The organism is Methylomonas defluvii (assembly GCF_033949435.1).
Lineage (GTDB): Bacteria > Pseudomonadota > Gammaproteobacteria > Methylococcales > Methylomonadaceae > Methylomonas > Methylomonas defluvii.
In genome coordinates this window covers 1-26,022 of the sequence record NZ_JAXARY010000028.1, presented here as the reverse complement: position 1 = coordinate 26,022, position 26,022 = coordinate 1, and the positions used below count along the sequence as shown (strand labels likewise).

General features: G+C 53.2%; 22 protein-coding genes. 15 read left to right on the top strand and 7 right to left on the bottom strand.

Annotated features, from left to right (window positions below):
• Window positions 1–114: 114 nt before the first annotated feature.
• From ndk to tpx, 8 genes are read left to right on the top strand one after another with little or no spacing between them, the layout of a single operon-like run.
• Entirely contained in the window at window positions 115–546 is a 432-nt protein-coding gene (ndk, locus tag QLH52_RS21720; protein ID WP_033155547.1) for a nucleoside-diphosphate kinase, read from the top strand.
• Window positions 521–1,633: a dual-specificity RNA methyltransferase RlmN gene (gene rlmN, locus QLH52_RS21715; protein ID WP_319962935.1), complete on the top strand. Its 1,113-nt coding sequence runs from the start codon at window positions 521–523 to the stop codon at window positions 1,631–1,633. The genes ndk and rlmN overlap by 26 nt, the downstream gene beginning before the upstream one ends.
• Window positions 1,623–2,384: a type IV pilus biogenesis/stability protein PilW gene (pilW, locus tag QLH52_RS21710; RefSeq protein WP_033155549.1), complete on the top strand. Its 762-nt coding sequence runs from the start codon at window positions 1,623–1,625 to the stop codon at window positions 2,382–2,384. Before rlmN ends, pilW begins: the two co-directional genes overlap by 11 nt.
• Before the next feature lie 19 nt (window positions 2,385–2,403).
• A complete protein-coding gene (gene hisS / locus QLH52_RS21705) occupies window positions 2,404–3,690 on the top strand; it encodes a histidine--tRNA ligase (protein ID WP_319962934.1) in 1,287 nt (428 codons plus the stop codon).
• Between the two features lie 33 nt (window positions 3,691–3,723).
• Window positions 3,724–4,380, top strand: coding sequence for a YfgM family protein (locus tag QLH52_RS21700; RefSeq protein ID WP_033155551.1), 657 nt, complete (start codon window positions 3,724–3,726; stop codon window positions 4,378–4,380).
• Window positions 4,381–4,408: 28 nt separating this feature from the next.
• Entirely contained in the window at window positions 4,409–5,620 is a 1,212-nt protein-coding gene (gene bamB, locus QLH52_RS21695) for an outer membrane protein assembly factor BamB (RefSeq protein ID WP_033155552.1), read from the top strand.
• 4 nt (window positions 5,621–5,624) lie between these two features.
• Entirely contained in the window at window positions 5,625–7,016 is a 1,392-nt protein-coding gene (gene der, locus QLH52_RS21690; protein ID WP_319962933.1) for a ribosome biogenesis GTPase Der, read from the top strand.
• Window positions 7,017–7,036: 20 nt separating this feature from the next.
• Window positions 7,037–7,534 (top strand): thiol peroxidase, encoded by a 498-nt coding sequence (tpx, locus tag QLH52_RS21685; RefSeq protein ID WP_319962932.1) that lies wholly within the window; start codon window positions 7,037–7,039, stop codon window positions 7,532–7,534.
• An 85-nt stretch (window positions 7,535–7,619) separates the two neighbouring features.
• Here tpx and QLH52_RS21680 read toward each other — a convergent pair whose 3' ends face one another.
• From QLH52_RS21680 to QLH52_RS21670, 3 genes are all read right to left on the bottom strand, one after another.
• Window positions 7,620–8,177, bottom strand: coding sequence for a hypothetical protein (locus QLH52_RS21680; RefSeq protein ID WP_319962931.1), 558 nt, complete (start codon window positions 8,175–8,177; stop codon window positions 7,620–7,622).
• Window positions 8,178–8,328: 151 nt separating this feature from the next.
• Window positions 8,329–8,718, bottom strand: coding sequence for a glycine zipper family protein (locus tag QLH52_RS21675; protein WP_033155556.1), 390 nt, complete (start codon window positions 8,716–8,718; stop codon window positions 8,329–8,331).
• A gap of 100 nt (window positions 8,719–8,818) precedes the next feature.
• Window positions 8,819–9,004 (bottom strand): hypothetical protein, encoded by a 186-nt coding sequence (locus tag QLH52_RS21670; RefSeq protein ID WP_319962930.1) that lies wholly within the window; start codon window positions 9,002–9,004, stop codon window positions 8,819–8,821.
• 171 nt (window positions 9,005–9,175) lie between these two features.
• On the opposite strand from QLH52_RS21670, the gene QLH52_RS21665 reads away from it, so the two are divergent.
• A complete protein-coding gene (locus QLH52_RS21665) occupies window positions 9,176–9,679 on the top strand; it encodes a YkgJ family cysteine cluster protein (protein WP_319962929.1) in 504 nt (167 codons plus the stop codon).
• A 189-nt stretch (window positions 9,680–9,868) separates the two neighbouring features.
• On the opposite strand, the gene QLH52_RS21660 is transcribed toward QLH52_RS21665, so the two are convergent.
• The 3 genes from QLH52_RS21660 to QLH52_RS21650 all read right to left on the bottom strand — a co-directional run bounded on the left by QLH52_RS21660 (window position 9,869) and on the right by QLH52_RS21650 (window position 13,360).
• Window positions 9,869–10,378: an aspartate carbamoyltransferase gene (locus QLH52_RS21660; protein ID WP_319962928.1), complete on the bottom strand. Its 510-nt coding sequence runs from the start codon at window positions 10,376–10,378 to the stop codon at window positions 9,869–9,871.
• A 215-nt stretch (window positions 10,379–10,593) separates the two neighbouring features.
• Window positions 10,594–12,462: a diguanylate cyclase domain-containing protein gene (locus QLH52_RS21655; protein ID WP_319962927.1), complete on the bottom strand. Its 1,869-nt coding sequence runs from the start codon at window positions 12,460–12,462 to the stop codon at window positions 10,594–10,596.
• 88 nt (window positions 12,463–12,550) lie between these two features.
• Window positions 12,551–13,360 (bottom strand): Crp/Fnr family transcriptional regulator, encoded by an 810-nt coding sequence (locus QLH52_RS21650; RefSeq protein WP_033155560.1) that lies wholly within the window; start codon window positions 13,358–13,360, stop codon window positions 12,551–12,553.
• Between the two features lie 506 nt (window positions 13,361–13,866).
• On the opposite strand from QLH52_RS21650, the gene QLH52_RS21645 reads away from it, so the two are divergent.
• The 3 genes from QLH52_RS21645 to QLH52_RS21635 all read left to right on the top strand — a co-directional run bounded on the left by QLH52_RS21645 (window position 13,867) and on the right by QLH52_RS21635 (window position 19,023).
• The gene (locus QLH52_RS21645) at window positions 13,867–17,361 is read left to right on the top strand and encodes a PAS domain S-box protein (RefSeq protein ID WP_319962926.1); all 3,495 of its coding nucleotides are present in this window, start codon (window positions 13,867–13,869) and stop codon (window positions 17,359–17,361) included.
• Window positions 17,358–17,966, top strand: a complete 609-nt coding sequence (locus QLH52_RS21640) for a response regulator transcription factor (RefSeq protein WP_319962925.1) — start codon at window positions 17,358–17,360, stop codon at window positions 17,964–17,966. The genes QLH52_RS21645 and QLH52_RS21640 overlap by 4 nt, the downstream gene beginning before the upstream one ends.
• A gap of 745 nt (window positions 17,967–18,711) precedes the next feature.
• A complete protein-coding gene (locus QLH52_RS21635) occupies window positions 18,712–19,023 on the top strand; it encodes a hypothetical protein (RefSeq protein WP_051669669.1) in 312 nt (103 codons plus the stop codon).
• An 18-nt stretch (window positions 19,024–19,041) separates the two neighbouring features.
• On the opposite strand, the gene QLH52_RS21630 is transcribed toward QLH52_RS21635, so the two are convergent.
• Entirely contained in the window at window positions 19,042–19,863 is an 822-nt protein-coding gene (locus QLH52_RS21630) for a thermonuclease family protein (protein ID WP_319962924.1), read from the bottom strand.
• A 14-nt stretch (window positions 19,864–19,877) separates the two neighbouring features.
• Between QLH52_RS21630 and QLH52_RS21625 the strand changes: the two genes are divergently transcribed.
• The 3 genes from QLH52_RS21625 to QLH52_RS21615 all read left to right on the top strand — a co-directional run bounded on the left by QLH52_RS21625 (window position 19,878) and on the right by QLH52_RS21615 (window position 25,897).
• Window positions 19,878–20,423 carry a DUF1415 domain-containing protein gene (locus QLH52_RS21625; RefSeq protein ID WP_319962923.1) on the top strand — a complete coding sequence of 182 codons (546 nt, stop codon included), beginning with the start codon at window positions 19,878–19,880 and terminating at the stop codon, window positions 20,421–20,423.
• A 244-nt stretch (window positions 20,424–20,667) separates the two neighbouring features.
• Window positions 20,668–24,741 carry a response regulator gene (locus QLH52_RS21620; protein ID WP_319962922.1) on the top strand — a complete coding sequence of 1,358 codons (4,074 nt, stop codon included), beginning with the start codon at window positions 20,668–20,670 and terminating at the stop codon, window positions 24,739–24,741.
• A complete protein-coding gene (locus tag QLH52_RS21615; RefSeq protein ID WP_319962921.1) occupies window positions 24,734–25,897 on the top strand; it encodes a two-component system response regulator in 1,164 nt (387 codons plus the stop codon). Before QLH52_RS21620 ends, QLH52_RS21615 begins: the two co-directional genes overlap by 8 nt.
• The last annotated feature ends 125 nt before the right edge of the window (window positions 25,898–26,022 follow it).

The window sequence follows — 26,022 nt, the reverse complement described above, 5'->3', positions numbered from 1 at the left end:
CCGCTTCCGCAATTTCGGAAACACACTATTCGGCAGGGCGTTTTTCAACACCCTGCCTGACAAGCTATAATGCGCAATTAATTTTTCAATCAACATCCTCACTGGAGTTACACAATGGCAATCGAACGTACTTTCTCAATCATCAAGCCTGATGCAGTCGCTAAAAATGTGATTGGGGAAATTGTCAGCCGCTTCGAAAAAAACGGCCTGCGCATCGTCGCATCCAAAATGCTGCAACTGACCCAAGAGCAAGCCGAAGGCTTTTATGCCGAGCACAAAGAACGCGGTTTTTTCAAAGACTTGGTTAGCTTCATGACTTCTGGTCCAGTCGTTGTCCAAGTATTGGAAGGCGAAAACGCAGTCCTGAAAAACCGCGAACTGATGGGCGCCACTAATCCTAAAGAAGCGGCGGCCGGCACTATTCGCGCCGACTTCGCAGTCAGCATCGACGAAAACGCTGTACACGGTTCCGATGCACCAGAATCTGCCGCGAGAGAAATCGCTTACTTCTTCTCTGCTAATGAACTCTGCGACCGTATCCGCTAAGCCAGCATTGATTAATCTGCTGGATTTCGACAGAAAAGGCTTGCAAGCCTTTTTTGTCGAGCTCGGCGAAAAACCGTTTCGCGCCACCCAGGTGCTGAAATGGATTTATCAGGAAGGCATCTCGGATTTTGACGAGATGACCAACCTGAGCAAATCGCTACGCAATCATTTAAAAGAACACTGCCAAATCAAAGTCCCGGAAATCGTCGCCGAACAATTGGCGTCCGACGGCACTTGCAAGTGGGCGGTGCAGATGCACTGCGGCAATCGGGTGGAGACCGTTTACATCCCGGAAGAACGCCGCGCCACGCTATGCGTGTCCTCGCAAGTGGGCTGCGCACTCGCCTGCACCTTTTGCTCGACCGCCAAACAAGGCTTCAACCGCAACCTGTCTACCGCCGAAATCATCGGCCAGCTTTATCTGGCACAACAAAGACTAGGACCGGAACGCCGCATCACCAATGTTGTGATGATGGGTATGGGCGAGCCGCTATTGAATTTCGACAATGTCGTGGCAGCCATGAATTTAATGATGGATGACTTTTGTTACGGCCTGTCCAAGCGCCGCGTCACCATCAGCACCTCGGGGATTGTCCCGGCAATGAAGCGCCTGAACGAAGTCTGCGACGTCAGCGTGGCCGTCTCGCTGCACGCCCCCAACGACGCCTTGCGCGACCAAATCGTACCGATCAACGTCAAATATCCGCTGAAGGAATTGATGGAAGCCTGCCGCGAATACGCCAAAACCGGCCCGCGCAAGCACATTACCTTTGAATACGTGATGCTGGACAGCATCAACGACAGCCCGGAAGATGCGCGCACCTTAGTCAAGCTATTGAAAACCGTGCCGTCCAAACTGAATTTGATTCCGTTCAATCCGTTTCCGCAATCGCCTTACCGTTGCTCCAGTAACGCCGCTATCCTGAAATTTCGGGATATTCTGCATAATGCCGGCATCGTCACTACCGTTCGCAAGACCCGCGGCGAGGACATCGATGCAGCCTGCGGGCAATTGGTCGGTCAAGTACAAGATAAAAGCCGCAGACATTTAAAACTGCAAGCACAAGGACTCTCGCATGGCCAATAGGCAAGCCGCTCGCGGATTAGTGCTGATGAGCCTATTGCTAGGCGCTTGCGGCCTGCTGCCGGACACCCGCGAGACGATGAGCAATGCCGAAAAAGCCAAGCTCAATCTACAAATGGGCGCGCGTTATCTGGACATGGGCATGCTCGACGTCGCCAAGGAAAAGCTGGAAACTGCGGTGCGGCTGGATTCCAGCAACCCGGAAACTCATAACGCCTTGGCGGTCTTCTACGAGCGCATCAAACAAACCGAAGCAGCCAGCGACAGCTATCAAACTGCGCTAAATAAAGACTCGGATAACTTCAGCATCAAGAATAACTACGGCCGATTCTTGTGCGAGCAAGGCAAATTCGACAAGGGTATAGCTCTGTTGCAAGATTCGATGGCATCGCCAATGAACAACCGGCCCTGGTTTGCATTAACCAATCTGGGCGTTTGTTACGTTAAGCAGAACGACATGCAGCGCGCCGAAGAGTATTTTCGCCAAGCCTTGCAATCTCAGCCCGATTACTCGCCGGCCTTGCAGGAGATGCAGCGCATCAGCTATCAGAATGGTCAGTTCATGTCGGCCAGGGCGTTTCTGGAGCGCTACCTGGGCGTTGCTAAACACACCCCGGAAACGCTGTGGATCGCGTTTCAAACCGAACGGGCGCTGGGTAACAGCAAAATATCCGAAGAATACCGCGAGCAATTGATTAGCTCTTTTCCTGCTTCCAAAGAAGCACAACAAGTCAAAACCGCGATCAGCAAATAATCCGGCAACAAATAAGATCATGGCAAAACAACAACAGGCTATCCAAGCCATCCGCGGCATGCACGACATCCTTCCTGAACAATCGCCTCTATGGCAATGGCTGGAAAGCCAGGCCAAACAGGTATTGAGCGCCTACGGCTATCAGGAAATCAGATTGCCTATCGTCGAAAAGACCGAACTGTTCAAGCGTTCGATCGGTGAAGTCACTGACATCGTCGAAAAAGAAATGTATACCTTCGACGACCGCAACGGCGATTCGTTAACCCTCCGCCCCGAAGGCACCGCCGGCTGTTTGCGCGCCTGCCTGGAACACGGTTTATTGCACAATCAAAGCCACCGTTTGTGGTATTACGGCCCCATGTTCCGCCACGAACGCCCACAGAAAGGCCGTTACCGGCAGTTCTACCAACTGGGTGTGGAAACCTACGGCATGCCCGGCCCGGACATCGACGCGGAAATCATCGCGCTGACCGACCGGCTCTGGAAGCAACTGGGCATCCGCGATAAAGTCGAGCTGCAAATCAATTCCCTGGGTACCAGCGAAGAACGTCTGGCTTATCGCGGCAAACTGGTCGAATATTTCCAACAACATCTGGCAGTTTTAGACGAAGACAGCTTGCGCCGCCTGGAAACCAATCCGCTACGCATCCTGGATAGTAAAAATCCGGATATGCAGGCTATGTTGCAACAGGCCCCGGTACTACTTGAGCATCTTGGAGAAGAAAGTTTGGCGCATTTCAATAGTCTGAAAGCCACGCTGGACGATCTGGGTATTACCTACCAACTGAATACTCGCTTGGTGCGCGGCTTGGATTATTACGGTAAGACCGTATTCGAATGGGTCACAGAGCACTTAGGCTCGCAAGGCACCATCTGCGCTGGCGGCCGCTACGACGGCTTGATCGAGCAACTGGGCGGCAAAGCCAATCACGCCATCGGCTTTGCGATGGGCATGGAGCGCATTCTGGCCTTGCTTGAATTACTGGATAATGTCCCAGTCGCAGCTAGCACCGATGTCTACATGATTCGCGTCGGCACCAACGCCGAAGCAGCCGGCATGCGCTTGGCGGAACGCATTCGCGATGCGCTTCCCGGCTTGAAATTGCAAGTCAATTGCGGCGGCGGCAGCTTCAAGAGCCAGTTTAAAAAAGCCGATAAGTCCGGTGCCGAGTACGCCATCATCATTGGCGACGACGAAGCCCAACGCGGCGAAGTGGCCTTGAAACCCTTGCGCATCGACGCTGAGCAAAGCACACACAATCACGACCAGCTCCTGCAAACCCTGCAAGACTGGCACCGCCGATAATCCCTTATAACCTGCTAATAGAAGAGAACTACCGTGGCAATTTACGATACCGAAGAAGAACAACTGGAACAGTTGAAAAAATGGTGGGAAGCCAATCAGACTTCATTGATCGCCGGTGTTGTCACCGCAATAGTATTGGTGAGCGGCTGGAATCTCTGGCAAAACCACCAACTGGAAAAACGCGCCCAAGCCTCGCAAATGTACCAACAATTGTTGGATAGCGCGGCCAAGGACAACAGCGAATCCACCGAAAAACTGGCGGAACGCTTGCCTATCGAATTTCCGGGCACCGCTTACGCCCACTATGCCGGCCTGCAATTGGCCAAAAGCAAAGTGCAAAAAGGCGATCTGGAAGGCGCTAAAGCGATTCTGGAAAAGTCCATCAAGGAAGCCGACAGCGATGAGTTGAGACATGTTGCCCGTCTACGCCTGATTCAACTGATGCTGGCTACCGGCCAATACGAACAAGGTTTGCAACTGATCGCTGCGGTCGATCCGGCCAAATCCGAAGGCTTTTCTGCCAGTTACGACGAATTGCAGGGCGACCTGTACGTGGCGCTGGACCGCTTGGACGAAGCCCGTAGCGCGTACCAAAGCGCAATCAGAACCGGTCAAGCCACCCCGCTGACGCAGTTCAAGCTGGACGACGTCGCAACGCCTGGCAACGCTGCCACGGCGGCTGCCAATTAAGCCCACGCCAACGGATACACGCTTTAGCATGTTAATCAGGAACATCAGATACCGCTCACTTCTCCCGCTGCTTGCCTGCCTGCCGATGCTAGCCGGCTGCGCGGGCTTGGATGCCGGACGCGACTTTATCTCGGGCTTAACGGAATATATCACCGGCGACGACGACAATGCCGATCCGCCGGCCGCCTTGCAGGAATATACCCCGGAAGTGCAAGTCGAGGTGCTGTGGAAGGAATCAATCGGTAATGGCGCGGATGAAAAATATCTGAAACTGATACCGGCAGTCGCCGAAGGCACTGTATACGTCGGCGACAACAAAGGCCATTTGCAGGCGCGTGGCGCCGGCAACGGTAGTCTGAGCTGGGAAAACAACACCGATTACAGCTTCTCAGCCGGCCCCGGTCTGGGGGTGCATACCGTGGTAATGGGTACCAGCACCGGCGAAGTCATAGGTTTTGACAAAGCCAACGGCGAACAGCGCTGGAAAATCGATGTACCCAGCGAAGTATTGGCGGCTCCAGTGGTGAGTCACGGTATTGTCATCGTCCGGACCACCGACGGCAAAATCATCGGCCTCAAAGAAGATAATGGCGCGCAACTCTGGACCTTCGAACACAGCGTACCGGCCCTGAGCATCCGCGGCACCGGCGCGCCCATCATTGTCGACGACAACGTGATCGCCGGCTCGGCTAATGGCAAGCTGGAAGCCCTGCAATTGAAAGACGGCAAATCCATCTGGGAAGCCACTATCGCGATACCCAGCGGTCGGTCCGAAGTCGAACGCTTGGTCGATCTCGATGTCGATCCGGTCGCGGCACGCGGCGCCATTTATATTGCCGGCTTCACCGGCGGCGCGTCTTCGGTCTCCGAAGTGGACGGCGATGTGCTGTGGCGCAACGAAGCGGTGTCTTCCTACACCGGCCTGAGCCTGGATTACCGTTACCTTTATGTCAGCGATACCCAAAGCCATGTCTGGCAACTCGATCAACGCAGCGGCGCCTCGCTGTGGAAACAAAAAGACTTACACAACCGCCAATTGACGGCGGCGGTGGTTTATCAAAATTATGTCGTAGTCGGCGATTTCGAAGGTTATGTACATTGGCTGTCCAATAGCGACGGCCGCCAATTGGGCCGGATTCAGGTCAGTAAAGCGGCAATAGAAGCCAAGCCGGTAGTCGTGGACGATACGGTTTTCATTTACGCCAAAGACGGCACCCTGGCCGCTTTGAGAGCAAAATAAATTCATGTTACCTGTTATCGCCCTGGTGGGCCGCCCCAATGTGGGCAAATCTACGCTATTTAATTACTTGACGCGCAGTCGCGAAGCATTAGTTGCCGATTATCCCGGCCTGACCCGCGACCGCCAGTACGGTCGGGTCAAACGCGGCGAGCGCGACTGTCTGGTAGTCGATACCGGCGGTATCACTGACGAACAGGAAGGCATAGACGTCTTCGCCAAAAAGCAGGTGGAAATCGCTCTACAGGAAGCCGACGTGGTGTTCTTCCTGGTCGACGCCCGCGACGGTTTGAACGCCACCGACGAAACCATCGCCGACATGCTGCGCAAGCTGGGCAAACCGGTGGTGCTGGTGGTGAATAAAGTCGACGGCATCGACAGCAATACTGTAACAAACGATTTTTATAGCCTGGCCCTCGGCGAACCCATCGGGATTGCCGCTACCCACGGCCGCAATGTCCACGACTTACTGGATCGTATCGACGAGTTATTGCCAGTAGTCGAGGACGAATTGGAAGAGCAGGATCCGGGTATCGCCATTGCCATCGTCGGCCGTCCTAACGTCGGCAAATCGACTTTAGTGAATCGGCTGCTCGGCGAAGAACGTGTGGTGGTGTTCGACGAAGCCGGCACGACCCGTGACAGTATCTATATTCCGTTCGAACGCAACGGCCAGAAATTTACCTTAATCGATACCGCCGGTATGCGCCGCCGCTCCCGGGTATCGCTGACCGTGGAAAAATTCAGCATCATCAAATCGCTGCAAGCCATCGAGAAAGCCCATGTGGTGATTTATTTGATCGACGCCCGCGAGGGTGTCACCGATCAGGATGCGCACATTTTGGGCTTGGTGTTGGAAGCCGGCCGGGCTTTGATTATTGGTTTGAACAAATGGGACGGCCTGAACGCCGAACACCGCGATTTCGTGAAAAAGCAAATCGAGATCAAATTGTCGTTTTTGGATTTTGCCGAAAAGCATCCGATCTCCGCGCTGCACGGCAGCGGCGTCGGCAAGTTGTTCGACGTGGTGCATACCTTGTACGATTCGGCGATGACTGATATGTCGACGCCCTTGCTGACCCGGATTTTGACCGACGCGCTGGCCGCGCATCAGCCGCCGCTGGTCGGTGGTCGCCGCATCAAATTGAAGTACGCACATCAGGGTGGCCGCAATCCACCGGTTGTCGTGATCCACGGCACCCAGACCGATGCCCTGCCCGGTGCGTACAAACGCTATTTGATGAATTATTTCCGCGATCAGTTGCGGCTGACAGGCACGCCGATACGCTTGGTATTCAAGTCGCCGGAGAACCCGTTTCAAGGCCAGAAAAACCCGCTAAGCGATCGTCAGATGAAAAAACGCAAGCGTCTGATCGATTTCAGCAAACGCAAAAAATAAAAACACCCAGGGAGCAACACATGGCAACCATCACTTTCCAAGGCAAACCGATCAACACTATCGGCGATTTACCGGCGGTAGGTACGCAAGCGCCGGATTTCCAATTAACCAATCGTAAAATGCAGGACGTGGGTTTGGCTGAATTTGCCGGCAAACGTAAAGTGTTGAACATAGTCCCCAGCCTGGATACGCCGACCTGCGCTACCTCGACCCGCAAATTCAACGAAAAAGCCGCGCATTTGCATAATACCGTGGTGTTAGTGGTATCGGCTGACCTACCCTTCGCGCAAGTGCGGTTTTGCGAAGTCGAAGGCATCAAACACGTCGTGCCGCTCTCGACCTTCCGTTCCAGCTTCGCCCACGATTACGGCGTCGAGCTGTTGGACAGCATCCTGGCAGGCTTGACCGCCCGCGCTATCGTCATCATCGACGAAAACGACACAGTCATCTACACCCAGTTGGTCAGCGAAATTGCCGACGAGCCTGACTACGTCAGCGCCTTGGCCGCCCTGCATTAACCGTGACACAGAGCGCCGAGTTCAGATTTTTCAACTCGGCGCGAAGCGACAAGCTAAAGTCTAATATTTTTCTAAATCTCCGGAATCATGAAGCCGTCGCTTGGCGTTCCGCCCGATCATACATCGCGCCAAATAGCTGAATAACGACATAAATCATGGTTCTGGCAACACGAACCGCATCAGGCTCCGCCGGGCTGTCGGCAACATAGGCGCTGATGGCATCATCCATGAATTTAACCAAGCCGGCTTGCGAATCGCTCTCGGTCAGGCGCTCGGTAAATCGATTCTGAAATTTGTCGCGAAATTTCGTATCCATCTTGTTGCCAGGCATGAATGCCTGCAATTCCGCATCGAGTAAGGCGGCCGTATTCTGTAACCATTCCATGTCCAATACCCTTTGGTCCGGCAAATCGCCGAAGGCATGCCGGAATACACAAATCACATCGAAACAAAGATCCATGAACAGATTTGCCAAATTTTTATCCTTGTCGGCAATCAAAGCCGAAAACACGCCAAAGATCGTTTGCGCCAACGCGCTCTGCTCGGTTTGGAATTGCTGAAGTATGCTGCGGCCGGCATTTTCATCCTGGCTTTTGGCGTATTGCAGGGCCTGATACAGCTCTCGGTCGGTTAATTCACGCATCGTCGGTTCTAACTAAGTTCGATAAATATCCAGGCGATATATTATCAAGCCCATGCCTGATAAAGGATATTTATAGTATATGGCCAATTGAACCGGCCTTTAAATATCCTCGCCTTCCATGGTGAAAATCAGGCATTTTCAGAAATTTTCTTCAGTTAACCAGGGTATGGCCGCGTTGACGCATGCAGGTTTTAAATGCCCGTTTAAAGCTTTCGTTCGCTTTATAGCCTTCCCACAACCCCGCGGGGATAGCCAATATTGCACCACCGGCTGCGCCGGTGGCGGCGCTGCCGGCTATCGCACCGACTGCCGCGCCGCCCGCGGCACCGGTAACCGCACCGACACCGGCGCCCATGCCGATTTCCTTGGTAATATCCGACGCTTGTTCCGCAAGAGACTTACACTCGACCATGTCGCGTTGCGTGGTTTGCGGCTGTTGGTCCAAACGCGGGTCGATGATCGGATGCCAACCACTCATGGATGCGCAGCCGCTGGTTAATGTGGCAAGTAGCAACATACTGCCGAAATATTTTTGTGTCATTTTTTCTCCAAAGGGCATGTTTAAATTCTTAGCTAAAATCTCATCATTGCTGTTTGAGATATTGAGCGACTGGTGCTGCGGAGGATTGCTCCGGCACGCATTAGAGTTGATAAAGTTGCGAGATATTGTTGCCGACGGGTATGTACCATTCCTTAAAATCTATCGGCAGCTCGAGTAGGGGCGCGGTGATGCAGTGTTTTAAAAGACCGTCAATGGCAACATAGATGCCGCCGCCGATGTGTTTTTCGCCAAGCTGTTGATTTATAGCAGTATTCAAGTCGCGCATAATCACTCCGTCAGTTGTTCACTTGCGAAAAATTCTAAGTTTGGCGACTTAAAATCTACTTAAGCTTTGATTAGAATCCGGTTAAAACGCCGCCGGCTGCTCAGCACACAGGAATCGGCGTCATGTTCGGAAAGGCTTTGCAAACCCCGCTTAAACAGGCAGTATGTTCCAATGAAAACCCTCACCCAACTCCATGCAGATATCGACACGCGGGTAAAAATCATCCGCGACAACCAACCCGATTGGCTATGCCGCCAGGGTTGCGACGGCTGTTGCCGCAGGCTTGCCGCAGTACCTAAGATCACCGCGGACGAATGGCATTGTCTGCAACAAGGCCTGATGGCCTTAACGCCGGAGCGATTTCGGAAAATGGGTGGGGAGATAGCCGCTCTGGCCGGCCAAATAGCGCGCCCAGTCATCTGCCCGCTGCTGGACAAAGCCAATGGCGCTTGCCTGGTCTATGCACACCGCCCTATCGCTTGCCGAACTTACGGTTTTTATGTTCAGCGCGATCAGGGGCTGTACTGTAAAGACATCGAAGCGCGCGTAAGTGATGGCGCGCTGAGCGAAGTGGTGTGGGGCAACCATGACGGCATTGATCATCGGTTACTTGCTCTAGGCGAGTCGCGCGAATTGCCGGAGTGGTTTGCGGATTGGCAGCGGGATGCTGATTGAATCGAGGCTATAGCCCCGACACGCAGAGGTTTGTTTTTGATAGTAAAAAGACCTAACACGCCGCTCAAAGAGTAGCAGTCGCCAGTCCGCAGAGCGGAGGCTCCGCGACTCATACCGCTCAAAGAACCGAGCCGACTCAGTAAGCCCTATAGCGCGCCTGGGATGCCCGGAACAGACACGCCTCTGCCATCATTCAGCAGCCGGCGAATGATGGCTATCGTGATCAGGTATGCCTGGATTGCCGTGGTCCTCGGCTTGGGCATCGAACCATTCGTGCAGGGCCTGAACGAATTGGGGGTATTCGGTAGAAAAATGAATCTGTCCGCCGTTATCCAAAGCTTGATATTGAACTTTAATATCATCGACTTTTGCCTTTTTTAACTGCGCCAGCCCCGGCATTTCCGCACCATGCAAACGCTCCGTCGCCGCATAATTGCCCGCCTGGTATTGTTCCGCCCTTTTTTGCAAATGCCCCTGAATTAATTTGATTTGCGAGGCATTGTCCGTGGATTTGATCACCACATGCTGGACACCGCCGTGCACCGTTTTGGTAAAGGTTTGTACCGTCCCCTGCACCGCGTAAGGCACTATTGTCTGTAACTGTTCTTGATTGATGGGTTTGGCAGGCGCATGCTCAATAGCTTGCACGACGATCAGGCATTGTAAAATACCCAGTATTATCAATAGGTAGTGTTTCATGGCGATACTCCGAGTAGATTGACATTCATCCTGAACACTGAGCTTTTTTATCCGGTCGATTAATACCTTTCGCTCCGGACCTGTTGGCGAAGCACCCTAATTGGCTTCGACAAACATAGCCGGAGCGGGATGCCGGTAATCAATAGAGCCGGATTTGCCACTCAGTGATTCGCTGGCTCCGTTCTTCATACACAAAATGCGTTTTAGCAAAATCCTCAAGCTTTCCATTGCAGGAATTGATCGAGGCGCTCGACGTTATCAGGTAAAAACACATGTACCTGGTTCCGGCCTTTTTCCTTGGCTCTGTAGCACGCGCTATCGGCGTTACGTAAAAACTCATCAACATCCCGAACGGTACACGTCACCGCAGCTACGCCAATGCTAGCGCTCACCGTAAATTCGGCATCACCCCAGTTGAATTTGAAATTGCGCAGGCTATTGCATAGTTCATGGGCGATATTTCGCGCTTGATCAAGTGTGGTGTGTTCCAGCAACAACGCGAACTCGTCACCGCCCAATCGGGCCAGCGTGTCGCGTTGCCGCAGTTTGGAGGACAAAACGCTACTGATTCTACGCAGTAATTCATCCCCTGCCGCTTGTCCACAGGTATCGTTGACCTGCTTAAAATGATCCAGATCGAGATAACAAAGCGCATGGTGAAAATAGCCGGGGCGGGTGCTAGCCAATACCCTTGCCACCCGTTGTTCAAAAGCTGTCCGATTAACCAGCCCGGTCAAGGGGTCGTGGCTGGCCTGATAGGCCAAACTCTGACGTTTGGTTTGAGATGCCGACATATCCCAAAACACCAGCACCAAGCTATCGACAAATCCATCCAACGCGACCGGATAAAACGAATATTCGACCGGAAATGACCGGCCATCCTTGCGTTTAAAATTAGCGGTACTACGCTGAGCGATTATGTCGCGGGCCATATCAGGCAACTTGAGCGCTTCCAGTGCTAAGATCAAATCCCCGGCTATCATGGCAACGATGTCTTGTCCCAGCACGTCTATCTCGGCGTAACCCAAAACCTGCAACGCGGCCCGGTTAACGAAGCTGCAACGGCCATCCACATCAAGACCGACAATACCTTCGCCGGCAGAATCCAGCAGTAAGCGAAAGCGCCTCTCGCTGTTGCGCGCCTCGGTATTGGCGTGTTTGAGCTTTACCAAAGTGGTGTCAAGACTGGCATTGGCGGACTTTAGGATGGCGCATTGTTTTTCCAGTTGTTCCGTACGCCTAAACACCAACTCCTCCAAACGTTGCCGGTAATAGCTCAGCTCCTGTTCGGTTTCTTTGTCTTTGGTAATATCAATCAGGACACCTTGCAAAAACAAACTTTCGCCGGCTTCATTCCTCACTACGTTGGCTTCGTCGAGAAACCAGCGATGGCTTCCATCCTGTTTACGTAATCGGTATTCGCACCTCAGCGGCGCATGATGTTTATAGGTATAGGCATAGGCTTCTACCGCCACTGCCAGATCGTCCGGGTGCACCCGCTTCAGTATACCTTGCGGGTCATCAAGCCAATCTTGCTCGGGCAAGCCCAATTGAGCAATTTGCGGACTGACATATAACAGCTTTACCGGCGTTTCCAACGATGCGATATAAGTGATCACCGGCATTTGTTCCACCAAGGCCCGGTACTTAGCTTCCGCCTCACGCAATTGCGCCAGGGTTTCGGTTTTCTCCGCCAGCAGGTGCTGTCCCTGCAACTCTCGGCTGACTTCAGTGGACGATGCCGCGTCCGCGTTGCTGGCGCAGTTGTTAGATTGGACCGTGACAAAGGCCGCATCATCGCATTCTATCGGCATCAGGATGGAGACATTAGCCTGTTTGACCGTTTCCACTTGATTGGCGATGTAGCCGGCATCCAGCATATCCGGTGATTGCCAATCCCCGCGCACTTGTTCGGGCTGGCGGTCTTCGGCGAGTTTAAGACCGTGATGACTGGGTTCTCCCTCGCAAAACGCCGCATCATGATCCCGAAACGCCGCCAGGGAGTGTTTGTTCGCCATCCGGCTGGCTGGATCGTGGTCTATAACAAGTGAGCAGCTATGGGCTTTGGCTGATGCAGTGTTCATAAAATCGCCCCCTATCGGTGACTGGGTTTCAATAGCCGGACTGACCAGATAAAACCACGGGGCTATATTTCAGCGCCGGTAGACTTGATCAGCCAAATGCGTAGCGTCTCCTGAGATCTTTGGCATGTCCATAAGTGGTAATGGCGGTAATAGGTTTGGACAGCGGCGACGGATTGGCACTGACAGCAAGCAGCCGAGCAAACTCGTTTTTGATGATCGGGTAACACTCGCAACTTTGCGCTTCCAGGCCGGCGCGCTCCAGCACGCTGATTTGACCACGGCAATACCGAATTACCCCGGCTTGCTGTAATTTCCCGGCAACCTCGGTGATGCCTTCGCGGCGCACGCCCAACAGACTGGCGATGGATTGCTGCGTTATTGCTATCTCGCTCCCGCTCTGCCGGTCCAGGATCATCAACAGCCAACGCGAGAATTGTTGTTCAATGGAATGATGCCGCTTGCAAGCCGCTATTTGCGTCATATGCGTCAGTAGTGCCTGGGTATAGCGGAGTAACACACCTTGCAGCCCACTGTGCTGTCCGCCTATCCGCCCAATTTCCTCATCAACCAGACTCCTGCGCAAACGATAGGCGTAGCCCGGCATCACTACTAAGGCTTGATACGGTATGGATTCACCGCCCATGAACAGCGATATACCCAGCATGCCTTCGTTGCCAATCAAAGCCAGTTCGCGGGAGGCTCCATTCTCAGTAAAGTAAAGCTCCGCTATCACGCCGGTCACAGGGAAGTAGACATAACGCAAAGACTCATCCGGTTCACAAAGCGCGTCGCCACACTCCATTTCAACCCGTTCCAGTAAACTTGAAACACGGGCATACTCGGGTTCAGGCAGCATAGCGAGAAGCTGGTTTTGTCTTGGATGGTCCAATTCACTCATCAGTTATTTCCGGATTGTTTGGCGAGGGGTAAATCAAGTATTCATATTGCTGAAACGGTAAAGCCATACCAACATAGCGCGTTTTAACACAGCCGCTATCCGCTAAAAATACGTACTGCTACTTAGATTGAAGATAAGATTGACAGGGCTAATTTTTCGCCAGCATACTTCCGCGCGACCTGGGGCAAGAAGCCAACTCTAGGCAGAGATTTTCACAAACTAAGGCCGGCTATTTCGGCTTATGCCCGGGTTAAGACCCGGTTGCCAACTCCCGCTGTTGCCGAAACAGGGCTTCTCGGCTAGCCACATCCGTATAATAGGGCTTGTGTTACAACCATCGAAAGAATGCCTGAAGCGGTCTAAATTCTGTCCAAAATAGAAGATGTCTCATGACTGACGAGCGCTGTAAGTCTGCACACCCTGACAATACTGTTCGACAAAAAGCTCAGAACAGACACCCAAACTCAAGCAAAACCAACTGTTCCCTGGATGCTCCGGAGAAAATTTTGCATGAGCTGCAAGTACGACTGCTTGAATTAGAAACCCAAAATCAATCGCTGATTCAGGCGCGAGACCGCTTCCAGCATCTTTACGATTTCGCCCCGCACGCCTGCCTCACACTCAGCCCGGACCAGCGAATATCTACCATCAACTTTGCGGCCGCCGCCTTATTGGGTGGTGAGCGTCAACACTTAATTGGCCGTCATTTTTCAAGCTTGATTGCCGATCAAAGCCGCGACTTTTGGCAACGGCATTTATCGCAGATTCAGCAACGTAGCGAAATTCAGCCTTGCGAATTGCCAATGCTGCGTGGCGATAACGCTGCATTTCCTACCAGACTCGACTGCCTGATGCTCACCGGTCTCGCCGACCAGCCGGAACTACGTATTACCCTCACCGATCCCAGTCGACAATCACAAGCAGAATCCTCGGTGCAGGCGCAAAGCCCGGCACTGTGCGCGGCACTTATACAAGCCGCGCGGGATGCCATTGTCTGCATCGACGCAAAACACCGTGTCGTATTATGCAATCCCGCAGCCGGCAAGTTGTTCGGCTGCCGCGCAGATCAAGCCATTGGCAACGCGATCGCATGCTTTATTCCGGCTGGTTTTCCGGCCATTTATTTAGCACCAACAGGCGATAGCGATCATCAGTCTAAAGAACTTCGCACAGTGACCGGTGTGCGCGCTAACGGCGAAGAATTTCTAATGGAAGCCATCATTTCCGAGATAGACATTGGCGAGCAAACCTTGTATTCCCTTGTCCTGCGCGATGCAGACGGACGCAGCCCACTACCAGCCGAACATCATTTACAGGATCAACTGTCCAAAGTGGCGGCTTCCGTACCCGGCGTTATTTGCTCTTTTCGTTTGGCTGCGGATGGCTCAGCCAGCATGCCTTATGCCAGTCAGGCGCTTGAATCTTTGTACGGACTGCCGCCCGAAGCGGTAGCCGAGGACTTTAGTCCGGTATTTGCCAGGGTGCATCCCGACGACATCAAACTGATCAACGAAACCATCAGCGAATCGGCGCGCAGCCTGACGCCTTGGCGCGACACCTTTTGCTACCAACACCCTAGTAAAGGCGAAATCTGGATAGAAGGTCATTCCATGCCGATGCGGGAACAGGGCGGCAGCATTTTGTGGCATGGCTATCTCCAAGATATTACCGCGCGAAAACAGGCTGAATCGGTCTATCGCGACCAGGATAGGGAACTGCAACTGATCATGGATGCCACGCCGGCGCTGATCGCCTATTTGGATGTCGATTTTCGCTATGTACGGGTGAATGCGACATATGAACACTGGTTCGGCATCTCTCCGGAACAGGTTATCGGCCGCACCGTGCCGGAAATTCTGGGTGGCGCGGCCTGGGACATAGTCCGTCCTTATCTGGAGCGGGCTTTGGCGGGCGAGCCGGTTAGTTTTGACCAGCAAATTCCTTATGGCAACGGCAAACCCCGCTGGGTGCATGCGACCTATATTCCCAATGCCGATGAAGCCGGCAGGTTGAAAGGTATTGTGGTGCATGTGATCGACATCGAAGAGCGCAAACTGTCAGAGCAGAAAATTGCCCTATTGAACCAACGCTTGGAACGCCGTCTGGAGGAAATGCAGGTTATTTACAACACGGTACCCATTGGACTCGCCATCGCCAATGACAATAGCGGACAACATATCCGCGGAAATCGGGCGAATGAGCAGATGCTGGGCGTGCCCCCCACCTCGGAACTTTCACTATCGAGCCCAACCCCGCCGGCCATCACAGTATTGCAAAACGGCTATCCGCTGGCCGCTGAAGATCTGCCGATTCAGCGTGCTTGCCGGGGAGAAGTGGTGAGCGACGAGACGCTGGATATAGTCCGCCCGGACGGCAAAGTGATTACCGTGGTATCCAATGCATCGCCCTTGCTGGACAATAATGGGCAGCCGCGCGGGGCCGTTGGCGCATTTTTGGACATTACACCGCTGAAAGTCGCTGATGACGCCCTGCGCCGTAACGAGGCTTTCGTACGCTGCGTTCTGAATTCGCTGCCCGCACATGTGGCAGTACTGGATAATAGCGGCTTGGTGACGACGGTCAACGCGCCCTGGGATTGCTTTGCTATCGAGAACGGCGGTTCGTCCAGTCAATTGTCGGAAGGCGCCAATTACCTTGAAGTTTGCCGCCGCTCGTCGGCAGCAGGCGACCGGGACGCACAGAAGGCTTTGACCGGCCTTGAGAGCCTGATAGCGGGCCATCAACAGGAATTTATGATGGAATATCCCTGTCGAACCGCGCTGGGTGAGCTTTGGTTTATGATGCATGCCAAACGCATTACCCAAGGTTTCCAGGGCATGATTATTACCCATGTAGACATTACCGAACTGAAACGCACCCACGCGGAATTGCGGCATACCGAGACCCGCCTGGCACTGATCATCGACGAAGTGAATGCCGGTTATTGGGACTGGGATTTGGTCTCGCAAACCTTATTTCTCTCGCCGGAATGGAAACGGCAAATCGGTTTTGACGACCATGAGATGCAAAACCGCTGGGAGGAATGGGAATCTCGCTTGCATCCGGATGATCGGGTATGGGTCCTGGCAGCCACCAAAGACTACCTGTCCGGGCATGTATCCGCTTACGAACTGGAATTCCGCTTACGCCACAAGAATGGCTCCTACCGCTGGATACATTCGCGCGGCAGCTTATTGCATGATAAAAATAATCGGCCTTATCGCTTGCTGGGCATCAATTTCGACATCACCGACTATAAACTGACCCGGGAATTGAGCGAACGCCGAAATCGGATGGAACAGTCATTTCGAGTATCGTTGGCGACGCAGACGATAGCGGCGATTGCCCACGAATTAAACCAACCCCTGGCCGCTATTTCCTCTTATGCCGACGTGGCGTTGCGCCTCTACCAATCGGAAAAACCGGATTCCCAAAAACTCAACCACGTACTGGAAGCCTGTGTGCAACAAGCTCAGCGTGCCGGCGAAGTCATCAGACAATTATTTAGCCATTTGAATAAAACCGAGGCCGTCGGTGAACGGGTCGATATTAACTTTCTCGTGACAGAAGCCTGCGCGTTTATAAAAAACGACAAAACCCTAGACACTTTAAACATAGAACTGGACCTTGCCGCCGACTTACCGCAGACCACGGTCAATGCGCTGCAAATTCAAAAGGTGCTGGTCAATCTGATCATTAATGGTCTGGAAGCGATGCAAGAACACGGTAAGCTATCCGAGGTATTGCGCATTACCACCGGCCGATACGCCGACGATCCTGATATGGCGGTAGTCTGTGTTTGTGACAGCGGTAAAGGCCTGGCGGACGCCACTGCCCTGAAAATGCTGTTTCAACCCTTTTACTCGACTAAACCCGCGGGACTGGGAATGGGCTTGGCCATCAGCCGTGCCTTGATTCAAGCCCATGGCGGCCAACTGTGGGCGGAGCGGAATGTCGGCGACGGCCTTAGCCTGTTCTTTACCTTACCGTTTGCGAAATGAATACTCAGCCCTGCGTATTCGTGGTGGACGACGACGATGCGGTCCGCGACAGCTTGGGTTTGGTATTTGAAACCGCGGGCCTCCCGTATCAAACTTTTGCCAGTGCCGAGTGCTTTCTGGAAAGCTATTCTCCGGAGCAGCCAGGCTGTCTGGTGCTGGATGTCAACATGCCGGGTCTGGATGGTCACGAACTGCAAGCCGAACTTATCCGCCGCCACATCCACCTTCCCATTATTTTCCTGACCGCCTATGGCGACATACCGATGACAGTGCGCGCGATGAAGGCGGGAGCTGTTGATTTTCTGACCAAACCGGTCAGCACCGAACTATTGCTCGACAGAGTACAGGCCGCGCTACAGCTTGAAGTCAACACTCACGCACAGGCCAATAAAGGACAAGCGCTGTGTAATCGGCTAAGCGGGCTGACGTCACGCGAACTTGAGATTATGGGGATGGTGGTGGCTGGTCTAACCAACAAAGAAATAGCCAGGCGTTTGGGGATTAGTCACCGCACCGTTGAAATCCATCGCGCCAAAGTGATGGAGAAAACCGGCGCGCCGAATCTGCTGGAACTCGCCCGCATCTATGCGGCCTGCCGGCTTTGAATTTATCTATCCCGTTACCCCGCCCTTCACTACCCTTGTTTCTATGCCGGCGGAAGGCCGATAGCCCCAAATGCACGTTATTAATAGAGCTGATGAATATTACTAATTTAACAAATCCTGTTTTTTGACTTACCGTATGCCGGCGTCAAGTAAAACCCCATATACAAGACCCGTTAGCAATACCAAATCCGAAAATAGGTGTAACGATGGCTAGAGAAAAACTGACTACTGCTCAAATAAATCTGCTGAATAAATGCCCTAAGGAATGGGCTGTCGTACCGGTTGGATCCACTAATAAAACATTGATTGCGCTCATGAAAAAAGGCCTGGTCGATTCGCGGCTATTAATCAATACATTGTTCCCTGAGCTGTCCAGGTGCGAATGGCGCATAGCGCCATAGCCGCCAAAACAATAAAAAGCGCTTGCAGGCCTGCGTTGTTCGGCGGAATAAGACATAGCCAAAAATGTCTCCCGGATTTTTGGATCGCCATCCAAATTACAGGTAATGATTGATCAACTGCTGCGGTTACCGGGAACTTTGTCCAGTAAAATGACATCCGAAAACTAAGTTTGATTGAGCATTTGGGCCGGTACATTTAAAATCCCTACCTAGATACTCAGATTTTCTTGAGAAGCTTATTATTTTGGTCGAATGTTATTTAGGTCGTATTTTTTTTACATCAATTCGCCGGTTGTCCTCTACAGCATGCGTGTATGCGGCGGCATAGGTCAGTGGTAGCCACTATGATGACTAGCGATGATTCGGCACGCCGCCGAGGCGCGCGCCGTCAGCAAGAACGCCGGACTAATCCGTTCGCCTTCAACTCAGCGGAGTGGATCGCTTTCGTTCAGCAACAATATGTGCTGTGGCCAAAACAAGACCGGCGGGTTTTAGATCGCCGGCGGGCCGAGCGCCGCGAGATTGATCGTCGCGCCGGACTGCGCGACGCGGAGCGGGAAATCCCGTTTCAACGCACTCGCTGGTTTTCCGCAGAGCACATCCTCGACGACGAGGAAAAGCAAATGATCCAAGCGTTATTCGCCGAAGAAGAGTAAGCGGCCCGGCTGCCAACATCAACGCAACACGATGTCCGCCGGATGCCGCAGCTGCACGGCAAAACGCTGTTTCGAGCGCCGCACCCACCCCCGCACTTCCACATCCTTACCCACATAGGTTTCCAGCGGCGGAAACAAGCCGGCCGATATTGGCTCGACACTGATAGATACCGCATCGGAGAGTTGCAAGTAGCTGTGTTTCGCTGTGTTTTTGAGCGCGCGGATGCGTCCGGTTAAGCGCTTCCAACCCTGGTAATTGTTCTCGTCTAGCCGTTCCGCAGCCAGTGGCGCATAGGCCTGTTCACCCCAAATCCCTAGCCTGGCTTGCTCGGCACTGCGCTGAGCCGCCAACAAGCTGTCGAGATATTTGAAATTCGGCGGAAAAATGTTAACCGTGGCCAATCCGCGTTTCACCAATTCCAGATTGATATGCTCCTTGTCCTCGGTAAACACGTAAGCCAAAGTGCGCTGATATTTGTCCTGTTTTTCCACATCGCCTTGCAGGAATACCTTCTGATGCTCCAACTTTTGCTTCAACCAGGCCTTGGCCTGCTCGCCGCCGGCTTCTGCTGACTTGTTACGGCCGGCAACCTCCGGGGTATTGATCCCCAAAAAACGGACTTTCTGGCCGTCGCTTAGTAAGATAGTATCGCCATCGAACACCTTTTCTACCCGATAGGAGGCGACGCCGGGATCGATGCTTAAGACTTTGGCGTTTTCATTGCCATGATCGGCATAATGGCGGCGACCTTGCGGATCGGTCCATTGATAGACTTCGGCAGATAGCAAAGCCGGCAATATCGCCAACAGCCAGAGACAGTGTTTAGTGCTTTTCTTCATTTTTTTCGATCACCATGACTAACCAACAGATTATCGCCGCTACGCAGGCCTGGCTAAAAACTTTTGTTATTGAATACAATATTTGCCCGTTTGCCCGCCGCGAACAGGAGAAAGGCAGTATTCGCTATCAGGTCGTGTCGAGCAACAGCATTCAGGATAGCCTGGAAGCGGTCATTGCCGAGTGCGAGCATCTCGATTCCGAGCCGGACACCGAAACCACCTTGCTGATATTTAATGAGGCGTTTGCCGACTTCGAAGATTTCCTGGATTTGCTGGCTATCGCCGAGCAATTGCTGATTGATCAAGGCTACGAAGGCATCTACCAATTGGCTAGTTTTCACCCGGACTATTGCTTTGCGCAAACACCGACAAACGACCCCAGCAATTACACCAACCGTTCCCCCTACCCCATGCTGCATCTGATTCGCGAAGACAGCATCGAAAAAGCCGTCGCCGGCCATCCCGACCCGGAGGGTATTCCAGACCAAAATATTGCGCTGACCCGTGAATTGGGCCTGGAAAAATTGCGGGCGATTGTCAATGCCTGCTACCAACAGTAGCGAAAACCTTTACCCGTATGCGTTCGGTTTTCTCGTTTCAAGATTAGCCGAGTTCTGATACGGCAAAGCGGCGGCGCAAAATAAGTCTTTCGAATTGTTGTTACGTCAGGATTGCATAGAGCCGTTCACGATGGAACTCGACTCGCGCCGGTTTATGCGCGGCCATCTCAGCGGCTCACTTTGAGTCCTCGGCTTTTTAGCAATTGCCGAATTTAGGTGATAATTTATAGCCGGGAGTGGGCACATGAAACAACGTTTTCCAAGAATATCGGCATTTGGGTTGGCAATCGCCGCTGGCTTGGTCGGTATCTTGGGATTTGTGGCGCTGATGGGCTTGAGCCTGCAGCAAGAGCGCGATAACCACATAGAACACGCGCGTATCGAAACAGCAAATATCGCTCTGGTTCTGGAGGGGCATGCGCTGACCACCCTACAAAAAATCGATCTGATTCTGAAAGATATTCAGGGGCATATTCGACCCGAGGACATGCGCAGCAGCCAATTCGATAACGCCGTTGAAAACCATGCTATGCAAGCCTTGCTGCAGGAAAAGGCCAACGATATTCAGCAAGCGGCGGTGATCGAGATCGGCGGAATCCAGATATTCAATACCAACGGCGATTGTATCTACAGTTCTATCGATGCTCAGCCAGCCATCAATGTCGCCGACAAAGAAAGCTTTCAATTTCATAGGGATCATCGCCAGACTGGCTTACACATTTCCCCGCCGGAAATATCACGTACTCTGGAAATCTGGCATATCTCCCTGACCCGGCGTATCGATTTTCCCGATGGCGGCTTTGCCGGATACGTTAACGTCATCGTGCAATTGAGTTCGTTCGAAAGTTTTTACGCGACGTTGAACCTTGGCGAACACGGCGCGGTGTTACTCCGCGACGAACAGATGAGGCTTTGGGCTCGCCATCCGCATCTGGAAGCCAATCTAGGCAAAACCATGCCTAACCACCCCCTGCACCAATACATCGCCCAGGGTATGACCCACGGCTCCTATCTACAGCCCGGCCCTGGCGATGGCGTCAAACGCCTCTATAGTTTTCGGCGGGTCGGCGATTATCCTTTGTACGTGCTGGCCGCCATCGCCGAACAGGACTATCTGGCCGAATGGCGGAAACATTTGGCCTGGTACGGCACGGCCGGACTCGTCATTTTGATCGCTTCGTTAGTATTAGCCTTGGTTGCGCGGCACAGCCGTTTGAAATGGCAGAACGACGAAAGAAATTACCGCTACATTATCGAGAATGCACCGGTCGGCATTTTTCAGAGAAACTTTGCAGGTCAGTTTAGCTTTCTGAATCTCACTTTGGCACGCCAATTGGATTGCGACTCCGTCGATACCTTTCTGCAACGGTATGTGCCGGCCGAGAAGCTGTGGGCCGATCTCGATCAATTGAAGTTGTTTTATCAGTTGCTGCAGACAAATAAAGAGGTACGCGGCTTTGAAGCGCAAGCGGTGCTCGTCACCGGGCAAACTAAATGGTTCTCGATGTCCGCTTATCTGGATGAAGAAAACGGACAGATCAACGGTTTTACGCTTGACATTACCGAACGTAAGCAAGTCGAAGAGCAGCTCAAAACATCGGAAGAGCGTCTGCGCTTGACGATGGATGTGGCACAAATCGGCATTTTCGATTGGGATGTCAAAAAGGACAGTTTCGAGATGTCACCGATTTATTTCACGATGCTGGGCTATCAAGCAAAACCCGGCCCCGGTGATCGTAACGAATGGCTGGAGCGCCTCCATCCCGACGACAGAGCCGGCATCGCCGAAAAAATTGCGGCCGTACTGTCGAAACGCGCCAATGCCTACAGTTACGAAGCCAGGATGCGCCATGCCAACGGCAGCTATCGCTGGATCAGTGTTAAAGCATTCTGCGTGCAGCGCGGCGAAGACGGCATGGTTAGCCGTATCCTGGGCATACGTATGGACATCACCGACAGCAAACGCTACGAAGTCGAATTGGAGCACTACAAAAATCATCTCGAACACCTGGTAAACGAGCGCACGACGGAGTTGTTGGACGCCAGGAAACAAGCCGAAAGTGCCAATCTGGCCAAATCCGATTTCTTAGCGAACATGAGCCACGAGATACGTACCCCGATGAACGCCATCATCGGCCTGACGCAACTGGCACTGGATACCGAGCTAAACCGGAAGCAACACGATTATCTCAGCAAGGTATTGAATTCATCGCGAGCCTTGCTGGGTATTCTGAATGACATTCTCGATTACTCAAAAATCGAAGCCGGGCGCATAGACATTGAGGCCATCGAATTCAGCTTGGAAGACATACTGCGGGCGACGGCAGACTTGTTCTCCATCCGTGCCGATGAAAAAGGCCTAGAGCTGTTCATCGATATAGCACAGGATGTGCCCGATCAGTTGCAGGGCGATCCGCTCCGCCTCAGCCAAATCATTAACAACCTGGTCGGCAACGCCATTAAATTCACCCATCAAGGCGAAGTCCACCTTCGCGTCGAGACGCAGGAAAGAACGGACAATGCCATACGCCTGCGTTTTGCGGTGAGAGATACCGGCATCGGCATCACGGCCGAACAAGCCGGCCAACTGTTTCAGCCTTTCGCGCAAGCCGACGCCGGCATCACCCGTAAATTCGGCGGCACCGGCTTGGGGCTAACGATCTCGAAACGCCTGGTGGAATTGATGGCGGGAGAAATCACCCTGGAGAGCGAACCCGAATCCGGCAGTACCTTTGCCTTTACGGTTAGACTAGGCCTGCCGGCCGGCGTTTCGTCCAGCGAGCAGACACAGGGCTGGCGTTTGCAGGGTTTATGCCCCATGCGCACCCTGGTGGTCGACGATCAGGAAACTTCACTGACGATACTGCGCTCGATTTTGGAAAGTTGGCAATTCGAAGTGGCGACGGCCGATTCGGGCGAAACAGGTTTACGCTTGTTCGCCGAAGCGGCGCGATGCGGAAAACCCTTTGAGCTGTTGTTATTGGATTGGAAAATGCCCGGCATGAACGGTCTGGAACTAGCCGAGACCATAGCCCACGACGAGCATAACAGCCGGCCGCCAATATCCATCATGATCACGGCTTATGAGCGCGAGGCGCTGGCCAAGTCGGCGGGCAACATTCCAGTGGACGCGATCATCGCCAAGCCGGTAACGCCCTCCAACCTGCTCAACACCCTGATCCAACTACAACGAAACGAAACCAGCCAACCTGTACCCGCCGCCGAAGTATTCAACGCCACCCGAACCACGCTGGCAGCTATCCGCGGCGCGCGGATTTTGCTGGTCGAGGATAATCAACTCAATCAACAGGTGGCACAGGAATTTCTGATTAAAGGCGGCTTGGCGGTCACGACTGCCAACAATGGCCTGGAGGCCTTGGCATGCCTGGAGAAATCCCATTTCGATGCGGTGTTGATGGACCTGCATATGCCGGTGCTGGATGGCCTGGAGGCCACCCGTAAGATTCGCCAATTGCCGGCGTTAAAGGAATTGCCCATCATTGCCATGACTGCGGCGGCGATGAATCAGGATAAAGAGGCCTGCGTAGCGGCCGGCATGAATGACCACATCGCCAAGCCGGTCGAACCGGAAGAACTCGCCAATGCGCTGGCGAGGTGGATCAAGCCCAAACCCGCTACGGCGCAGCAGGAAAAAGCTGCCGACATTCGCCCGGATACCAAGGCGATTGCCCAACTCGAGAGCAATCTGCCAGGCGTGGCGGTGCAAGCGGCTTTGGCCCGGCTGGGAGGCAACATTGGCCTTTACCGGCGCCTATTGCTGGCGTTTGCCGAGCAGCATCGGAACGCTGCAACGCTATTGCACCAACGGCTTGCCGATGGCGATTCGGAGCAACTGTTTTTACTCGCTCACAGCCTGAAAGGCGAGGCCGGCAATTTAGGTCTCGGCGCGCTTCAAGCCTCAGCCGACCGACTGTGCCGGATGCTCAAAGGCGGAGAGGAGAGGAATTTGACGGCGCAAACGGAACTACTTGCTCAGGAATGCGAGGCGGCACTCCTGTTATTGAGTCAGTCATTAGAAGATGCTGACGATAGGCGGCTTGCCTTATCGGTTAATTCAGAAAAACTGTTTAAACATGCCAATCTGCTGCCCGACCTACAGAAATTGCTTCGCCAATTGAAAACCAAGAATCTGGATGCCCGGTATTCGGTCACCGATCTCGCCGACAAGATAGGCGATCATGAACTCGCCTTGGAATTTGCGGAAATTGCGCAAGCGACACAAAAATTGCGCTACGATGCAGCATTGATTGCATTAGAGAAACTCTTAGAGCGCAATAGCTGGACAGACCATGAATAGCCAAGATAAACGACCGAAAATACTGATCGTAGACGACTCCTTAAATAATATCGAGGTGTTGAGCAACATCTTGGGCAAGGGATACAGCACCCGCTTTGCCAGCGATGGCTCCGAGGCTTTGGCGCTGATCGGCCGCGACGCGCCGGACCTGATATTACTGGATGTCGTCATGCCGGGCATCGACGGCTTCGAGGTTTGTAAGCAACTTAAAGCCAACCTCGCGACTCGCGATATTCCGGTGATTTTTCTGACCAGCTTGGATAGCGCCGTTGATGAGGAGTGCGGTCTGTCTCTGGGCGCCGAGGATTTTATTCACAAACCGGCATCCGCGCCGGTGGTGTTGGCACGGGTCCGTAATCATCTGGCCCTGGCCACCACCAGGCGCGAGCTGAAACAGCATAACGAAAATCTTGAGCAATTGGTGGCCGAGCGCACGGCAGAGTTGTTCCGCAAAGATCGGCAGCTAATCGCCGCGCAAAGCTCCATCATCGCGGCTTTTTGTGCCTTGGCAGAGGTCAGGGACAACGAGACCGGCAACCATATACGCCGTACCCAACGATACGTGCAGTTGTTGGCTGAACGGTTGCGCACCAATGCTCGCTATAGTCTCACCGATGGCGACATCGAACTGTTGTTTAAATCCGCGCCTCTGCACGACATCGGCAAGGTTGCCATTCCCGATGCGATACTGCTTAAGCCGGGAAAACTATCGCCGGATGAATGGACAATTATGAAAACGCACTGCGCCGAGGGAAGGTCTGCCATCTTGTCGGCGGCGCGGGATTTTGGCGACAGTGACTGGTCGTTTTTAAATTACGCGGTGGAGATCGCTTATTGCCACCATGAAAGATGGGATGGCGCCGGTTATCCGCAAGGGCTTTCGGGAGAGCAAATCCCGCTGAGCGCCCGTTTGATGGCAGTCGCCGACGTTTACGACGCTCTGATCAGCAAACGGGTTTATAAAGAAGCGTATCCCCACGAAGAAGCGGTGCGGCTGATCGCTAAAGGCCGGGGAACGCACTTCGATCCGGATGTCACCGATGCCTTTTTGGCTATCGCCGAGGCATTCGATGAAACCGCTCAGCGCTACAAGGATGTCGGCGACGCCAAGCCTGCCATGGAAACCAAAGCGCATTCGCTATCAGCTAAATCCTGAAAGACCTAGGAGCCCGTCGGACTTAAGTTTTTTTAAGCCGAAAATTTGGCGTCAGCCAAATGATCGAAGCCCTCAAGCTGTCGTAAAGTTACTCAGCCGGTCTTGAGAATTGATGTAGACGCGCT

What these genes read in the sequence shown, in the direction of transcription:
- ndk (WP_033155547.1), top strand. Translation starts at nt 115, where the DNA reads ATGGCAATCGAACGTACTTTCTCAATCATCAAGCCTGATGCAGTCGCT.
- rlmN (WP_319962935.1), top strand. Translation starts at nt 521, where the DNA reads ATGAACTCTGCGACCGTATCCGCTAAGCCAGCATTGATTAATCTGCTG.
- pilW (WP_033155549.1), top strand. Translation starts at nt 1,623, where the DNA reads ATGGCCAATAGGCAAGCCGCTCGCGGATTAGTGCTGATGAGCCTATTG.
- hisS (WP_319962934.1), top strand. Translation starts at nt 2,404, where the DNA reads ATGGCAAAACAACAACAGGCTATCCAAGCCATCCGCGGCATGCACGAC.
- bamB (WP_033155552.1), top strand. Translation starts at nt 4,409, where the DNA reads ATGTTAATCAGGAACATCAGATACCGCTCACTTCTCCCGCTGCTTGCC.
- der (WP_319962933.1), top strand. Translation starts at nt 5,625, where the DNA reads ATGTTACCTGTTATCGCCCTGGTGGGCCGCCCCAATGTGGGCAAATCT.
- tpx (WP_319962932.1), top strand. Translation starts at nt 7,037, where the DNA reads ATGGCAACCATCACTTTCCAAGGCAAACCGATCAACACTATCGGCGAT.
- QLH52_RS21680 (WP_319962931.1), bottom strand. Translation starts at nt 8,177, where the DNA reads ATGCGTGAATTAACCGACCGAGAGCTGTATCAGGCCCTGCAATACGCC.
- QLH52_RS21675 (WP_033155556.1), bottom strand. Translation starts at nt 8,718, where the DNA reads ATGACACAAAAATATTTCGGCAGTATGTTGCTACTTGCCACATTAACC.
- QLH52_RS21670 (WP_319962930.1), bottom strand. Translation starts at nt 9,004, where the DNA reads ATGCGCGACTTGAATACTGCTATAAATCAACAGCTTGGCGAAAAACAC.
- QLH52_RS21665 (WP_319962929.1), top strand. Translation starts at nt 9,176, where the DNA reads ATGAAAACCCTCACCCAACTCCATGCAGATATCGACACGCGGGTAAAA.
- QLH52_RS21660 (WP_319962928.1), bottom strand. Translation starts at nt 10,378, where the DNA reads ATGAAACACTACCTATTGATAATACTGGGTATTTTACAATGCCTGATC.
- QLH52_RS21655 (WP_319962927.1), bottom strand. Translation starts at nt 12,462, where the DNA reads ATGAACACTGCATCAGCCAAAGCCCATAGCTGCTCACTTGTTATAGAC.
- QLH52_RS21650 (WP_033155560.1), bottom strand. Translation starts at nt 13,360, where the DNA reads ATGAGTGAATTGGACCATCCAAGACAAAACCAGCTTCTCGCTATGCTG.
- QLH52_RS21640 (WP_319962925.1), top strand. Translation starts at nt 17,358, where the DNA reads ATGAATACTCAGCCCTGCGTATTCGTGGTGGACGACGACGATGCGGTC.
- QLH52_RS21635 (WP_051669669.1), top strand. Translation starts at nt 18,712, where the DNA reads ATGATGACTAGCGATGATTCGGCACGCCGCCGAGGCGCGCGCCGTCAG.
- QLH52_RS21630 (WP_319962924.1), bottom strand. Translation starts at nt 19,863, where the DNA reads ATGAAGAAAAGCACTAAACACTGTCTCTGGCTGTTGGCGATATTGCCG.
- QLH52_RS21625 (WP_319962923.1), top strand. Translation starts at nt 19,878, where the DNA reads ATGACTAACCAACAGATTATCGCCGCTACGCAGGCCTGGCTAAAAACT.
- QLH52_RS21620 (WP_319962922.1), top strand. Translation starts at nt 20,668, where the DNA reads ATGAAACAACGTTTTCCAAGAATATCGGCATTTGGGTTGGCAATCGCC.
- QLH52_RS21615 (WP_319962921.1), top strand. Translation starts at nt 24,734, where the DNA reads ATGAATAGCCAAGATAAACGACCGAAAATACTGATCGTAGACGACTCC.